General features: G+C 34.7%; 14 protein-coding genes. 1 reads left to right on the plus strand and 13 read right to left on the minus strand.

The window, feature by feature from the left end:
• Positions 1 to 28: 28 nt before the first annotated feature.
• The 10 genes from GXM17_RS16485 to GXM17_RS16530 all read right to left on the minus strand — a co-directional run bounded on the left by GXM17_RS16485 (position 29) and on the right by GXM17_RS16530 (position 11,219).
• Positions 29 to 1,048: a cytochrome c peroxidase gene (locus tag GXM17_RS16485; protein WP_163400477.1), complete on the minus strand. Its 1,020-nt coding sequence runs from the start codon at positions 1,046 to 1,048 to the stop codon at positions 29 to 31.
• Between the two features lie 59 nt (positions 1,049 to 1,107).
• A complete protein-coding gene (locus GXM17_RS16490) occupies positions 1,108 to 1,971 on the minus strand; it encodes an MbnP family protein (RefSeq protein WP_163400478.1) in 864 nt (287 codons plus the stop codon).
• 210 nt (positions 1,972 to 2,181) lie between these two features.
• Positions 2,182 to 2,394 carry a hypothetical protein gene (locus GXM17_RS16495; protein WP_163400479.1) on the minus strand — a complete coding sequence of 71 codons (213 nt, stop codon included), beginning with the start codon at positions 2,392 to 2,394 and terminating at the stop codon, positions 2,182 to 2,184.
• A 4-nt stretch (positions 2,395 to 2,398) separates the two neighbouring features.
• On the minus strand, positions 2,399 to 4,378 hold the full coding sequence (locus GXM17_RS16500) for a TonB-dependent receptor plug domain-containing protein (RefSeq protein WP_163400480.1): 1,980 nt from the start codon (positions 4,376 to 4,378) through the stop codon (positions 2,399 to 2,401).
• Between the two features lie 4 nt (positions 4,379 to 4,382).
• Complete coding sequence (locus GXM17_RS16505) at positions 4,383 to 5,261, minus strand: hypothetical protein (protein WP_244307422.1); 879 nt, start codon at positions 5,259 to 5,261, stop codon at positions 4,383 to 4,385.
• A 253-nt stretch (positions 5,262 to 5,514) separates the two neighbouring features.
• Positions 5,515 to 5,892 carry a hypothetical protein gene (locus tag GXM17_RS16510; RefSeq protein ID WP_244307423.1) on the minus strand — a complete coding sequence of 126 codons (378 nt, stop codon included), beginning with the start codon at positions 5,890 to 5,892 and terminating at the stop codon, positions 5,515 to 5,517.
• A gap of 133 nt (positions 5,893 to 6,025) precedes the next feature.
• Entirely contained in the window at positions 6,026 to 9,370 is a 3,345-nt protein-coding gene (secA, locus tag GXM17_RS16515; protein ID WP_163400482.1) for a preprotein translocase subunit SecA, read from the minus strand.
• Between the two features lie 87 nt (positions 9,371 to 9,457).
• Entirely contained in the window at positions 9,458 to 9,679 is a 222-nt protein-coding gene (locus tag GXM17_RS16520) for a DUF2795 domain-containing protein (protein ID WP_007138072.1), read from the minus strand.
• 205 nt (positions 9,680 to 9,884) lie between these two features.
• On the minus strand, positions 9,885 to 10,454 hold the full coding sequence (locus GXM17_RS16525) for a cob(I)yrinic acid a,c-diamide adenosyltransferase (RefSeq protein ID WP_163400483.1): 570 nt from the start codon (positions 10,452 to 10,454) through the stop codon (positions 9,885 to 9,887).
• 78 nt (positions 10,455 to 10,532) lie between these two features.
• The gene (locus GXM17_RS16530) at positions 10,533 to 11,219 is read right to left on the minus strand and encodes an ABC transporter ATP-binding protein (protein WP_163400484.1); all 687 of its coding nucleotides are present in this window, start codon (positions 11,217 to 11,219) and stop codon (positions 10,533 to 10,535) included.
• Positions 11,220 to 11,505: 286 nt separating this feature from the next.
• Here GXM17_RS16530 and GXM17_RS16535 point away from each other — a divergent pair, with 286 nt between their 5' ends.
• Positions 11,506 to 12,162 (plus strand): DUF6565 domain-containing protein, encoded by a 657-nt coding sequence (locus GXM17_RS16535; protein ID WP_163400485.1) that lies wholly within the window; start codon positions 11,506 to 11,508, stop codon positions 12,160 to 12,162.
• A 55-nt stretch (positions 12,163 to 12,217) separates the two neighbouring features.
• Here the strand turns inward: GXM17_RS16535 and GXM17_RS16540 are convergent, their stop codons facing one another.
• The 3 genes from GXM17_RS16540 to GXM17_RS16550 are packed head-to-tail and all read right to left on the minus strand — an operon-like array spanning position 12,218 to position 15,444.
• Positions 12,218 to 13,000 carry an O-methyltransferase gene (locus GXM17_RS16540; RefSeq protein ID WP_163400486.1) on the minus strand — a complete coding sequence of 261 codons (783 nt, stop codon included), beginning with the start codon at positions 12,998 to 13,000 and terminating at the stop codon, positions 12,218 to 12,220.
• Positions 13,001 to 13,052: 52 nt separating this feature from the next.
• Positions 13,053 to 13,523 carry an FKBP-type peptidyl-prolyl cis-trans isomerase gene (locus tag GXM17_RS16545; RefSeq protein ID WP_163400487.1) on the minus strand — a complete coding sequence of 157 codons (471 nt, stop codon included), beginning with the start codon at positions 13,521 to 13,523 and terminating at the stop codon, positions 13,053 to 13,055.
• A 58-nt stretch (positions 13,524 to 13,581) separates the two neighbouring features.
• The gene (locus tag GXM17_RS16550) at positions 13,582 to 15,444 is read right to left on the minus strand and encodes an ABC-F family ATP-binding cassette domain-containing protein (protein ID WP_163400488.1); all 1,863 of its coding nucleotides are present in this window, start codon (positions 15,442 to 15,444) and stop codon (positions 13,582 to 13,584) included.
• Between the last annotated feature and the right edge of the window lie 50 nt (positions 15,445 to 15,494).

A 15,494-nucleotide genomic window follows, 5' to 3' on the forward strand; every position in this document is an offset into this window, starting at 1 on the left:
ACTGGTTATGGGTTAGTTTTTAGATAATTTATTGTTTAGTAAAATTGGTATCAGTTAATGTTTTCATAAATGCAATAAGATTGTTTTTTTCTTCTTCGCTAAGCGGAATTCTTTTTCCATTTTCTTTAAAAATCGGGTCAAGATTATCAGCTCCTAAAACACCATTGTCGAAATAATCTAAAACAGATCTCAGCGTTTCGAATTGTCCGAAGCTTCCATACGGAGCAGTCAAATCGATATTTCTCAAAGAAGGAACACGGAATTTCACATAATCTTCCATTTTTCCAGTAACTCTTGCTCTTCCGGCTTCGTTGGAGTCATTGTTTACAGGAAAACCGATGTTTCTGAAACTCTGATCCGTAAATAATTCTGTGCTATGACAGCTGGCACATTTTTGCTGAAAAGTTTGATATCCTTTTGCTTCATATTCTGTAAAAGTTTCGCCTTCATTTCGTTTCACTTTATCGTATTTGCTGTTGGAAGAAATCAATGTGTATTCGAATTGAGCAATGCTTTTATAGATTCTTTCAGGTGTAATATTTTCATCTCCAAAGGCTTTCCAAAATAAATCTTTGTATGTTGCATCATCTTTTATTTTTTCGATAACCTCCATAATAGAAGAATCCATTTCTTCATGCGTGATAATGGGTACCAAAGGCTGGTTTTCCAACTGTAGTTTGCTTCCGTCCAAATTATAAAACTTCAGAAATGCCAAATTTTGGATCGAAGGTGTATTTCGAAGACCAATTCTTCCTTCAATTCCAATTGCCTGAACATTCTGATCTGCAAAAGCATTTTCCTGAATATGGCAACTTGAACAAGAAATAGTGTTGTCGGCACTAAAGCGTTTGTCAGAAAACAGTTTTTTACCTAGTTCTACACCATATTTTGTTGGTTTATTGGTGCTTACAAACGAATTTAACTCTGGGAAATCCTGAGGAATGTCGAGACCAATTTCCGGATTTTCATACGAAAACTGTTCAGACTCATCATTGTTACAAGAAGTCAAGAAAAGTAGGGCAGTAATGAAAACAATTATTTTTCTCACTTAAATGAATTTTAAAAAAGAGCCGTCTTTTTTGATTCCGGACGGCTCTGTATTTGATATTAGTTTTCTACAGCAGTAACCGAAAACATTCCAGTAATATCGCTGGTTCCATTTCCTCCCAAATTATCTACAAACAGAACCATATTGGCAGCTGTATGGATACTTGAAGTTGCATTAGCACCCATACCAGTTGAACTTAATGTAATTGTATTCGTTTTTCCGCTTAATAATTTGTCAAAATCGGCTTTGATTTTGATTTTAGGAGCAGCACTTCCAACAATTGCATTTGTAGTAAGATTTAATGTAATATCTCTATAAGCATCTACGCCCTGAGTGTAATTTGGCGCTGTTCCTTCAATAGTGCTTCCGGTATGGATAGATAATTGTTTGTTATCTGTATCATAAAATCCTTCAATTTTAGTAAAGCGGTAACCAGTTCCCCATTCCCAATGCATTTCTGTGTCATTTGCGCCAGCAGCAGCATAAAATTTTGGGAATTTAGCTTGATCTAGCGTATTTAATTCGGTTTTAACTCCCAAACCAAATTTAATTTGCTTGTAAGTAGCCGATGGAATATTGCTTAAAACATAGTTTAAAGTTGCTGCTTTTGACTGGTCGATAACAGTTGCTCCGTTATCTAAATTATTGATGTTGTATGGAATTTCGTCTCCATTGTCTTTTACAAGGCGAATGTTGCTGATAACATATTTCAATTCTGAAAAATGATGTACTTGACTAGAAGCTGATGTATTAGTAGTAGCTGATGTTGAGGCAGCATCACCAAGAACAATTGTTTGGTTTTTGAACGTATTGTTAAACTCTAAAGTGACATTGTTTGCAACAGGGGTGTCATCATCATTAGAACATGATACTAATGCTAAAACTGCAGCTGCTGATAAAAGGTATTTTTTTAAATTTTTCATTTTGTATTTAAATTTTTGTATTTCTATTTAATAAGTAAGACGGATTAAGAAAGAATTACTGTAATAGGAGGTGGAACAAAAACTTTAAGAAATGGTTCTGATTGTTCACTTTGTTTGTAAAATACAGTAATATCAGAATTAATCTTTTTTATTTTTTTGAGTTTAAATTCGATATTCGAAGTCAAAACAATATCAATTTGCTTTTCTAGACTAGTAAGTGCTAAATTGGGGTTTTCTGAATTTTCCAGTTCTTTTTTTCAAATGGCATTTTCCGTGACATTGTAGTTCAGGTTTGGATTTGTTGATACAGAATTCCTGCTCAATTTGCTCCTGATTCAGTTTAAAGTGTACAATAATCAATGCCTGCTGGAAAGAAACCAACAGAAACAAGATAATCATTGTGATACTAAAAACTTTTTTCATTGTATTAAAGACTGAATTTTAAAGAAGCAAAAATATTGCGTCCCATTCTAGGAATATTTCCCCAGTCGGCATAAGTACTGTAATATTTATTCAAAATGTTTTCTGCGCCGATTTGTATCACGCTCTCTATTTTATTGATATTGAAAGTATAATCGGCTGAAAGATTCCAAATAAAGTAAGCATCGGTTTGGTCTTCACCATATTCCGGACTGTAATTAATTTGAGCCAAATCGCCATTAACAGAGGCCTGTATTCCGAAATTATTGTGCATAAAATGTAATGAACTCTGATAACTCAACGGACGAATAAAAGGCAGATTGCCACCGTTATTATCCATTCCTCTTGCATAAGTCAAATTACCTTTCCAATGCAAATGTTCTAAAATATCATAACTAACATTCATCGATGCATTAAAAAGTGTAGCATAATCTAACGAAGTGTAGCCTTTTACACCAACCGATTGGTAATTCATCGGACTTCCCATACTCAGAATTCGGCCTATGATGTAATTCTGGATGTAAAAGTAATTTACCTTCGCCTGAATGCTGAATCGTTCCTTATTGAATCCAGCACTTGCATTTCCTTCATACGAAATTTCATTTTTCAGATTAGGGTCTCCGATGTAATCATAACGGTCAAAACTATTATAAATGTAATAACCGTATCCTTCAGAGACCGAAGGTGCTCTGTGACCATAACCGGTTCCTGCCGAAAAATTAAAATTTTCTAAATCGAGATTATATCCTGCATGAAGACTTGGCAAGAATCGCGTTTTTTCTTGTGGAGCTCCCGGATGAAAAATCCAGTTGAACTCTACGTACTTGGAGTAATTGTAATTTACTCCTAAAGAACCTCCTAAATTCAGTTGACTTTTTTCGGAAATATCCCAGTTATTATTCATCGAAAGTCCGCCATATCGGGTCGTAACCCACGGCCAGCTGTAAGCAAACATCGTTCTTTCGCTGCGATCCTGAGGGTACATTCGCATTTCGGCAATAGAAACATTGTCGTAGGCATTCAATTGAATTTCTGATGAATAATTGTTTTTTCTTATGTTGGCTTTCGAAACCAAACCATAAGTAGTACTCCAGCCTGGCATATCCATATGAACTAAATTTTCAGGACGGGTTGTATCATCCATATAATGTTCAATGGCATTAAAATAAACTTTGGTGTCAATCACTCGTACCAGTCCATCTTCAAATAATTGTTTGTAGGAAGCCGAGGTAATCAAGGCACGCGAAAGCCATAAATCCATTGGTAAAGCTGGATAGCCAACATCTTTCGCCATATCAAAAATAGCATCAAATCTTACTGATGATAACTCACTTGTTTTGTATGCTAAACCTAATGAAGTATTGAATTTTTTATATTGTGAATGTTTTACTTCATCATTATTTCCATCAAAATAATCATCAGCTTTTCGGTAGGAAATACTTCCGTCTGCCACAAATCTATTACTGGAATAAGCAATATTTCCAAGGTTGAAAAACTGGTTGTTATTGAATTCAAAACCACTTTGATAAGAACCCATCCATTTTTTTTCTAAACTAAAAGCAGTACTTCTTCTTTTTAAATCAATACTTCCGGCAACAGTAGCACCATGCAGACTTCCTTCCTGACCTGATTTTATATCGATTGCCGCCAGATTATTGCTTTCTACATAAGAGGTAACCGGATCCATTTTGTCTGTACAGGCTCCAAAAATATGCATTCCGTCTATGGTAATAGTTGAGCGTTCAGAACTCATGTTGTTAAGCAAAGGTTCCCAGGCATAAGCACCACGTTTTATAAAACTGATATTATCTGATGAGGACAAAAACTCATCTACCGAAACAGCCATTTTCATTTCTGTTTCAATTTTATTTTTGGCGGCAGATTTGATTTCTACTTCTTTTAATTTTTCTATACTGTCGTTTTGTGTTTCTGTATTTTGAGCTGTTATTGTCAATCCCAAAAAAAGAAATAATAGTAGGTATTTCATATTTTTAGAATAAGGTATCAATAAAAAGTTCGCTTTTAACACCTTCAACGCCTGGTGTAAAATCAGTTGGGACCACAGTTCCTTTTATAATCAATCCGTTTTGATTTAGCATAATAAAATTCAAAGTCCAGTTCCCAGTCATCGTATAATTAACCACACCATGATACAAACCATCATCTTCTTGTGTCAGATCTTTATTATTTGGAGAAGAGTGATTTCCCATAGACGGTTCTGGCATTCTGGGATCTAATTTCAAGGTATAATTATCAACTTCTGAATACGAATATTGAGTTGGGTCAGGAAATGTACCCGCCGCAGTAGTTGGTTTGTTGTATTTGTAAATTCCTGCTGTAAGCGGATTTTCGGAAACGGTTGGTTTTTGAGGTGCTATTAATGCAATAAAATATTGTTCATTATCTTTTCCTGTAAAAGCCGTCATATTCAGATTCATGTTATTCTGTTTTTCTACAGTTGCAACTTTATCTGCTTTATAGGTTTGATTTGAAGCTGTAAAGCTGAGGTAGATTTTCCAACTATCAGCATTAATGCTTTCATTTATAAAAACAGAATAGCCAGAGTAATATTTATTTGTAGCATCATATTCAAAATTATAAGAATGAGGACAAGAAGTCGTACTTCCGTCAGTATTGCTCAATATAGGTAAAAATGTTACTTTCGATGAATTGATTTCTTCGTTGGTTTGTGTATTAATAACTTTCAGATGAAGCTCATTATAACCCTTGTAAAAAGTTCCGTTTAATGCTTCGATGCTGACTTTGTAAATACCGCTATTTACAGAAAAAGCTTCTTTAAATTCGTAATATTCCGGAACCTGAGAATCTATTTCGGCTTCGTAATCGGTTTTATCAATTGTGCACGACATTATTGTAAAAAATAGTACAATTGTGCAATAATTAAAAATTTTCATTTTTAATGAATGTTTAAAATAAATCACTAGAAATTATCAGTCTGATTTTAGCCTGATAATTATAACTAAATTTCTGGATTTCGTTTTTAGTGTACTTAAAACATAATTCTCTTTTTTGATTATGTTATAACCAAACAATAAAATGCTTTAACCAAGATTAGAAATTTGTAAAGCACAGAAAAAAAGGTTTCAGTTCGTATACTAAAAATTAAACCAAACAGGAAGGGGGATGAAAAGTCGTACTAGAAACAGATATAGGCTTCTCGTCTGAAAAACTAAAATTTTTTGTTTCAGATTCGATTGGGGTAACTAATTTGAAATTAGCTACAGGGGTATTTTGAATGTAAACAACTTCTACTTTTTCTTTCAGGTTGTTGTTCATTTTTCTTTCGTTATCCTGGTATTTTTTTAAGCTTTTCTGAAGTTCGCAACGACCATTACAGGTATTAAAAACCATTTTGCGCTGAACACAGATTGTTTTTGCAATTTCCTCCTGATTTAATTTGAATGAGGTATAAACAAAGAAACTGCCAAAAGAGGGAACTAATAGCATGCAGGAAAGAAATATGATCAATAACTTTTTCAAAAGTTGTTTCTTTGTTTTCGGATGCAAAAATACATTTTATTCGTTTCATAAAGAATAAATATTAGTTTTTTTGCATAAAAAAATCCCCAACTACTTTGTGATTGGGGATTTAGAATGTATTACTTAGAAATTGTTATTTAACCAAAACCCATTCACCATTTGCGATTAAAGTTTCAGCTTTTTTAAATTTCATTGTTTCAGTTTTGCCTGTAGCAACTTCCTGAACCGTTACGGTATCATTACGGTTGATTTTTGGCATATCTCGAACGATGGTTTCCGTCACCTGACGCTGTTGTGTTTCTCCTGCTTCACGGTTGATGCTCTCGCTGTTTGGAATTTCGTCTTTGCTTAATTGCAAGTTTTCTTTTTGGCGAACTTCTCTTGCTTCGTGAATTTCAGAACTAACGTTTTGAGCTGGCAAATCACCTTTGAACAAGAACGAAATAACTTCTTTATTTACATTATCCAGCATTGCTCTAAACAAGTTGAAAGCTTCCAGTTTGTAAATAAGCAACGGATCTTTTTGTTCGTGAACAGCTAACTGTACAGATTGTTTTAATTCGTCCATTTTACGCAAATGCTTTTTCCAGGCTTCATCAACAATAGAAAGCGTGATGTTTTTCTCGAAGTCAGCTATTAACTGAGTCCCTTGGCTTTCATAAGCTTTTTTCAGGTCTGTTACTACATTCAAAGTTTTGATTCCGTCTGTAAATGGAACCACAATTCTTTCAAAATGATTGTTTGGCTCCTCAAAAACGCCTTTGATGATTGGGAAAGCCTCTCTGGCACTTCTTTCTGTTTTTTCTGTGTAGAAAGCTAAAGCTTCTTTATACACTTTTCCGGTAATTTCGATTTCAGATAATTTTGAGAATTCAGCTTCATTAATTGGAGAAGTGATTCCGAAATAACGAATCAAATCAAATTCAAAATTTTTGAAATCATTGCTTACTTTGTTTTGGTCTACAATCAATTCGCACGTATCATAAAGCATGTTAGCAATATCCAGTTTCAAACGTTCACCGAATAATGCATGGCGACGACGTTTGTAAACTACTTCTCGCTGCGAGTTCATTACATCATCATATTCTAATAAACGTTTACGAACACCAAAATTATTTTCTTCTACTTTTTTCTGAGCACGTTCGATAGATTTAGTCATCATAGAATGCTGAATAACTTCACCTTCTTTCAATCCCATTCTGTCCATTACTTTCGCCACTCTTTCAGAGCCAAATAAACGCATTAGGTTATCCTCAAGTGAAACGTAGAATTGAGAACTTCCCGGATCTCCCTGACGACCTGAACGGCCTCGTAACTGTCTGTCAACACGACGAGAATCGTGACGCTCAGTACCCACGATGGCTAAACCTCCTGCTGCTTTAACTTCCGGAGATAATTTAATATCGGTACCACGGCCAGCCATGTTTGTTGCAATAGTTACAACTCCGGCTTTCCCGGCTTCTTCAACGATTTGCGCCTCTTGCTTGTGCATTTTAGCATTCAGTACGTTGTGTGTGATTCCTCTCATTTTAAGCATACGGCTTAATAATTCCGAAATCTCTACAGAAGTTGTTCCAATCAATACAGGTCTTCCGGCTTTAGAAAGTTCTGTTACATCCTCAATTACAGCATTAAATTTCTCACGTGTTGTTTTGTAGATGTAATCTTCTTTATCTTGTCTTGCAATTGGGCGGTTGGTTGGAATTTCAACTACATCCAGTTTATAAATCTGCCATAACTCGCCCGCTTCAGTAACAGCTGTACCTGTCATACCGGCCAATTTGCTGTACATTCTGAAATAATTTTGTAATGTAACAGTTGCAAAAGTCTGAGTTGCAGCTTCGATTTTTACGTTTTCTTTGGCTTCGATCGCCTGATGAAGACCATCAGAGTAACGTCGTCCATCCATGATACGGCCAGTTTGCTCATCGACAATCATAATCTTGTTGTCCATGATAACGTATTCTACATCTTTTTCAAATAAAGCATAAGCTTTTAAAAGTTGTGTAAGGGTATGGATACGTTCGCTTTTTACACCAAAATCCTGGAATAATCTTTCTCTTGCTTCTGCTTCAGCATCTTTATCCAGTTTTTGTTTTTCGATAGCAGCAATTTCAGTTCCGATATCCGGTAAAACGAAGAAATCGGAATCAGTATCTCCAGATAAATATTTGATACCGTTATCAGTTAATTCAACCTGATTGTTTTTTTCTTCAATCACAAAATACAAAGCTTCATCGACTTTATGCATTTCACGATTGTTGTCCTGCATATATTGATTTTCAGTTTTTTGAAGCAATTGTTTAATTCCTTCTTCACTTAAAAATTTGATTAATGCTTTATTTTTAGGCAAACTTCTGTAAGCTCTTAACAATAAGAATCCGCCTTCTTTAGTATTTCCTTCTTTGATCAGTTTTTTAGCTTCAGCTAGGAAACCATTTGCTAACTGACGCTGTTGTGCAACCAGATTTTCGATTTTTGGTTTCAATTCATTAAATTCATGACGGTCTCCCTGAGGAACCGGTCCCGAAATGATAAGCGGCGTTCTGGCATCATCAATTAATACCGAATCAACCTCGTCGACAATAGCAAAATTGTGTTTTCTCTGAACTAAGTCGCTAGGCGAATGTGCCATGTTATCTCTTAAGTAATCGAAACCAAACTCGTTGTTGGTTCCGTAAGTGATATCAGCATCATAAGCTTTTTTTCGCGCCTCTGTACTTGGCTGGTGGTTGTCGATACAATCAACAGATAAACCGTGGAATTCGAATAAAGGCGCTTTCCATGTACTATCACGTTTTGCCAGATAGTCATTCACTGTTACTAAATGAACTCCGTTTCCAGTCAAAGCATTTAAGTAAAGAGGAAGTGTGGCTACTAAAGTTTTACCTTCTCCTGTTTGCATTTCGGCAACTTTACCTTCGTGCAGTACCATACCACCAATCAACTGAACATCGTAGTGAATCATGTCCCAGGTGATATCTTTTCCGGCAGCATTCCATTTGTTTGCCCAGATTGCTTTATCGCCTTCAATAGTGATGTATGGTTTTGCAGCAGAAAACTCGCGGTCTTTTGGAGTTGCAGTAACTTCAATATGAGTGTTTTCTTTGAAACGACGAGCTGTTTCTTTTACAACAGAAAATGCTTCAGGAAGTAATTCAAGTAAAGTTTTCTCGGAGATTTCATATGCCTCTTTTTCAAGAGCATCTATAGCATCATAAATGTCTTCTCTTTTATCGATGTCTTCAATCTTTTCTACTTCCGCTTTAAGAGAAGCAATTTTAGCATCTTTTTCAGATCTTGCTTCTTTGATTCTATCCTTGAAGTAAACAGTTCTGCCTCTTAATTCGTCGTTTGAAAGACTCATTAAAGGAGCTTCGAATGCTTTGATTTTGTTTAAATATGGTTGTAAAGCTTTAACATCTTTCTGTGATTTATCACCTACAAAGACTTTAATAATACTGTTTATGAAACTCATGATTTATTGTATTTCTATTTATGTAAAATGTGTATTTGAACCAAAAAAAAAGCCTCTGTGATGAGACTTTTTCATTTGGTTTATTTTTTAATATTCATCCTCATTCCAAAGATAATCTTCGTCTGTTGGATAATCTGGCCAAATTTCTTCCATTGATTCATATATCTCTCCCTCGTCTTCAATCGACTGTAGGTTTTCTACTACTTCTAAAGGAGCTCCTGCTCTAATAGCGTAGTCGATAAGTTCGTCTTTGTTAGCAGGCCACGGCGCATCACTTAAATAAGATGCTAATTCTAATGTCCAATACATCTGTTGTCGATTTAGTTTGTGCAAAAATAAATTTTTTACTGAAAAAGACAAGTAAAAATTGATTTATTTTAATAAAATTTAAGAACGTATCCTGTTAAAATTTCAAAAACTAAATTCCAAATCCCAAAAAGGAACTAAAAACGCAATTTTTGCCAGGTTTAAACTTTGGAATTTGGAATTTAGAAATTTGGAATATTATGAAAATTTATTTTCTTGGAATCCATTTTACTTCCTCCGCTTGTAAGTCAGAGGACAACTTCCGTGCCAAGACAAAAAGGTAGTCAGAAAGTCGGTTTAAGTACATTATGGTAATTTCCGGAACATGTTCATTATGGCTTAAATGTACCGCCAAACGCTCTGCACGACGGCAGATACAACGCGCAATATGACAATGTGACACGGTTGGATGACCGCCCGGCAAAACAAAATGAGTCATTGGCGGAAGGCTTTCATCCATAGTATCAATTTCTTTTTCCAGCAATTCAATATCTGAGTCGATTATACCAAGATTTTCCAGACGGAGTTTTCCGTTTTTTAAAACCTCTTTATCATGAGGAGTTGCCAAAATTGCGCCAACGGTAAAAAGGCGATCCTGAATTTCGATTAAAATTGTTTTATAGTATGAATCAATTTCCTGGTCACGAATTAAACCTATATAGGAGTTCAGTTCGTCAACAGTTCCGTAACTCTCTATACGTATATGGTCTTTAGGAACGCGTGTGCCTCCAAAAAGAGCCGTGGTTCCTTTATCTCCGGTTTTTGTATATACTTTCATTTTTTAAGATACTAAGGTTCTGAGATGCTGTGTTGCTAAGTTTTTTCTTTAGAACAATCTAAATAAGAAATATAAAATTTATTTACTTGTGTCGCTTTCAATTAAACCATCTCTTAGTCGGATTACACGATGTGCGTAAGCTGCGATATCTTCTTCATGTGTAACCAGAATTACGGTATTTCCCTGAGCGTGAATATCGCCAAAAAGCTTCATGATTTCTACAGAAGTTTTGCTATCCAGGTTTCCGGTTGGCTCATCTGCAAGTATAATTGACGGTTTGTTGACTAATGCGCGGGCAATAGCAACACGCTGGCGTTGTCCTCCTGAAAGCTGGTTCGGCTGATGGTCCATTCTGTCTGCCAGATTTACTTGTTTCAAAACTTCTGTTGCGCGTGCATTTCTTTCAGATTTTGCATATCCGGCATAAATCATAGGTAAGGCAACATTATCCAAGGCGGTTGTTCGGGGCAAAAGATTAAAAGTCTGAAAAACGAATCCGATTTCGGTGTTTCTGATTCCTGCCAATTCATCATCGCGCATTTGGCTAACATCTTTTCCGTTTAATACATAACGTCCTGAAGTTGGCGTATCGAGACAACCCAATAAATTCATTAAAGTAGATTTTCCGGATCCTGAAGGTCCCATCAAAGCTACATATTCTCCTTTATTGATTTCTAAATTGACTCCTTTTAGTACATAAACGATTTCATTACCAAGTACAAAATTTCGTTTTATGTCGGTTATTTTAATTAACGGATTTGCCATTTTTTTTACAATTTTGGTTCTAAAAGTACAAAACACTTTTTAATAAAGTATATGTAGAACACAAACAGATTTGTTACAAAAAACTAAATTTATAAACAGCGCAGTAGATTATAAATTACAGCATAAGATTGTTTACATCTTTTTTTAATGAATTTGCATAATTAACACTTTTACCGGGGTTTTATATTTTTTAAATGTTTTTAATTTTATAAACATGATAATAATGTAATTTGCTGGCTTAAGTTTTGAGTAAATTTGGTTATATATTAATTCAATAATCAATATTATGAAAAACATACAAATTTTATCAGCAGTTGCATTAATTGCATTAGGTTTCGCATCATGTAAAGACGAAAAACAAGAACAGGCTAAAAAAACAATTGATTCATATGTAGCCTATGTGGATTCAGTAAAAAATGTGGCAGCTGACGATTTGAAAGCAGATTGGGCAAATGTTGAAGCTGAATATAACAGGAGAGCTGAAAATGCACAAATGGCCCTTGCAGATCTTAAAGACAATGAAGCTGAAACTGAAAGAATAAACACAAGTAAGGTCAAATATGAGGAATTTAAAAATGAGATGGCTGCAAAACTAGCTCCGCCGGTGAGTGAAAAACAGACATTGCGAAACACATTATTTGGAGAAGGAAAAATTGGTGACGATATGAGTTTTGCCTGGGTAAATGCTGAAAATATTCACAGTGTTTATCAACAATTTGTGCATACAGTAGAGAATAATAAGGATAATTACTCGAGAGAAGACTGGGATGAAATAAAATTATTATACGAAGCACTTGATACTCGTAAAAATACAGTTGAAAAAGAAGGGCTTTCATCAGAAGATAACAGAAAAATAGCAGGCTTGAAAATCAAGTTTGCGCCTATGTACACTGTGAACAGAATGGGGGCAAAATCAGGAGAAAACAAAGAAGCAAAAGAATAGGTTAGTTAGGTTTATTTAGTTTTGAAAATGGTAATCAGTAATGATTGCCATTTTTTTATGCACGAATAATAAAATGTTCTTTTTCCTGCTCGTATCTGAAGAAAACAAATCCCCATTGGAAAGTGTCGATTGTTACTTTTACTTTTGGGTGATTTTTTATCGTTTCCCAAGCTTCTTCCATCTCGGGAGACCAATGAATATCATCAAATATCCACACTGAATCATTATTGATTGTTGGCAGCAAAACTTCAAAATATTCTAAAGTTGCTTTTTTAGAATGATTGCCGTCGAAATATATCAGATCCCAGTCACAAACATTTGCAGAACCATCTTTTAAGAATTTGCTAAATTCTGAATTCACAAAGTCAAAGTTGAAACCTGGAAATTGTTGATTAAATAAATTTTCAGCAATTGATTGTGTGTTTTGACAACCCTCCAGACTAAGTAAAAAGGATTCTTTGCTTCCCAGTGCGATAGCTGAACTCGCTAAACCTAAAGAAGTTCCAATTTCTAAAACATTTTTTGGTTTAAAATAATTTGTAACTCTAAACAAGAATTCGGCACGTTTCGATGAAATTCCTGCAGTTTTTGCAATTTTTGCTATCTGTCTTCCATTTGATTTGAAAACTCTTGAACCCGCTCCAAAATCGGTTACTTCAATGAAACTTTTATTGGCTAAAAGTGTTTTTCTGTATTTTTTAAGAAATGCATATTCCGGTTTATCCTTCTTGTCATAAAAACATTTTGTCAACAAATTAAAAACAAACGGCGAATGAACTCCATGTTCGTTTTTGGATTTCCAAAGAAACTTCAGATATGATTTTATTTGAAACAGCATTTTAATTTTTCAGTATGAACCCTTTTGAATGGAGTCAATATTGATTTATAATTTAGTTATTTACTGAAATTAATTTTACATCAAATACAAGTACAGATCCTCCCGGAATCCCTCTGTAGTAATCAGGTCCGTATCCCAGATGCGATGGGATTAAAAGAATACCGCTGCCGCCTGTTTTAAAATAAGGAATGCCTTCTGTCCATCCTCGTATTACTTCGTTTAATCCGAACGAAACTCCTTCAGGTTTTCCCGGATCGAAGACGGTTCCATTAGTGTAGTATCCTTTGTAAATTACTGTAACATTAGAAGAAGCTGTTGGCTGGATTCCTTCGCCAGGCTCATTAATAACATAGTACAAGCCTGTACTGGTTTTTTGCGCTGTTAAATTATTTTTTGCAATATAATCAGTAATTTCTTTTTCGTTTTCAGAAGTAAAGTCTTTGGGTGGTGTATATGGTTCATTTTCAGGACTTAGACAGGAAAAAAATGTAAAAACTACTAAGATAGATATAATGCGTCTCATTTTTATGTATTTAGTTACTATTGTAATTTTTGTTTTAATGGGATTATTTCTTAAAAAACTATCCCTCAATTTTAGCTGAAAGTTCGAACCAGCGTTCTTCTTTCTTATCTATTTTATTAATGATGTTCTGTAGTTCATTTGCCTTTTTCTCAATATCGGCATCAGCAACTTTTCCGTCAGAGAATAATTGCTCGATTTTAGTTTTTTCGATTTCCAGGTCTTTGATTTCTCTTTCGATTTTTTGATATTCTTTTTGCTCGTTGAAAGTTAGGTGTCCGGCTGGGTTATTTTGTTTCCAGTCCTTCTTTTCTGCTTTGTTTTCTTCTTTCTGCATTATATCGGCACTATCTTCATAAGCCCTGAAATCCGAATAATTTCCTGGGAAATTTTCGATTTCTCCCTGTCCTCTGAAAACAAATAAATGATCGACAATTTTATCCATAAAATAACGATCGTGCGAAACTACCAGTAAACATCCGGGATAATCTAAAAGAAAGCTTTCCAGTACATTTAGAGTAACAATGTCAAGATCATTTGTTGGCTCATCGAGAATCAGAAAATTAGGATTCTGAATTAAAACGGTACATAAATACAAACGTTTTAATTCTCCTCCGCTTAATTTTTCGACAAAATCGTATTGTTTTTTAGCATCAAAAAGAAAACGCTCCAGTAATTGAGAGGCCGAAATGATTTTTCCTTTCGCAAGAGGGATATATTCTCCGAATTCTTTAATAATATCAATAACACGCTGACCCGGTTTTGGATTGATTCCGGATTGGGTGTAATAGCCAACTTTTATGGTGTCACCTTTTACAACACTTCCGCTGTCTGGAGGAATTGTTCCTGTCAGCAGATTTAAAAAAGTTGATTTTCCTGTTCCGTTTTTGCCAATGATCCCTATTCTTTCGCCACGCTGAAAATCAAAACTAAAATTATCCAGAATAACTTTGTCTTTAAATTTTTTAGAAAGTTTATGAAGCTCAATAATCTTGCTTCCCATTCTTTCCATATTAATTTCAAGCTCGACTTTATTCTCTTTTCGCCTGCTTTGCGCTTTTTCTTTAATTACATAAAAATCATCCTGACGTGATTTAGATTTGGTTGTTCGCGCTTTTGGCTGGCGTCGCATCCATTCTAGTTCTTTTACAAATAAATTTTTGGCCTTATCGATACTCGCATTTTCAGAGGAAATTCTCTCTTCTTTTTTCTCTAAATAATAAGAGTAATTTCCTTTGTACTGATATAATTTTCCGTTATCTAATTCCAGAATCTCATTGCACACACGTTCTAAAAAAAAGCGGTCGTGTGTTACCATAAACAAGGTTATATTTTCTTTGGCAAAATAGCTTTCAAGCCATTCAATCATTTCCAGGTCTAAATGGTTGGTTGGCTCATCCAGAATCAGTAAGTCTGGGCGATTAATCAGAATTATGGCTAATGAAAGACGTTTTTTTTGTCCTCCGGAAAGATTTTTTACTTTGAGTTTAAAATCTTCCAGTTTTAATTTAAATAAAATCTGCTTGTATTGCGTTTCAAAATCCCAGGCATTATGCTGATCCATTCCGTCAAAAGCTTTTTGATAAGCTTCTTCATCTTCCGGATTTTCAAGCGCTTTTTCGTAAGCTTCAATTATTTTTAAGGTTTCGTTGTCAGAAGCGAAAATACTTTCTTCAATAGTAAGTTCATCCTGAAGATTGTTATCCTGAGAAAGAAAAGCCATTCTGATCCCTTTTCTCAAAACAACTTGTCCTGTATCGGGTTCATCCAAACCATTAATAATGCTCATTATGGTTGTCTTTCCGGAACCGTTTTTGGCGATAAAAGCGATTTTTTGATCCTTGTTGATTCCGAATGAGATGTTGTCAAAGAGTGTTCTTTCACCAAAGGATTTTGATATATTTTCTACAGATAAGTAATTCACTTTGTAAATTATGAGTTATAAATTAGTAAGTTATGAATGATTTACAATAC

The sequence above is a fragment of the Flavobacterium fluviatile genome (assembly GCF_010645065.1).
Taxonomy (GTDB): Bacteria; Bacteroidota; Bacteroidia; order Flavobacteriales; family Flavobacteriaceae; genus Flavobacterium; species Flavobacterium fluviatile.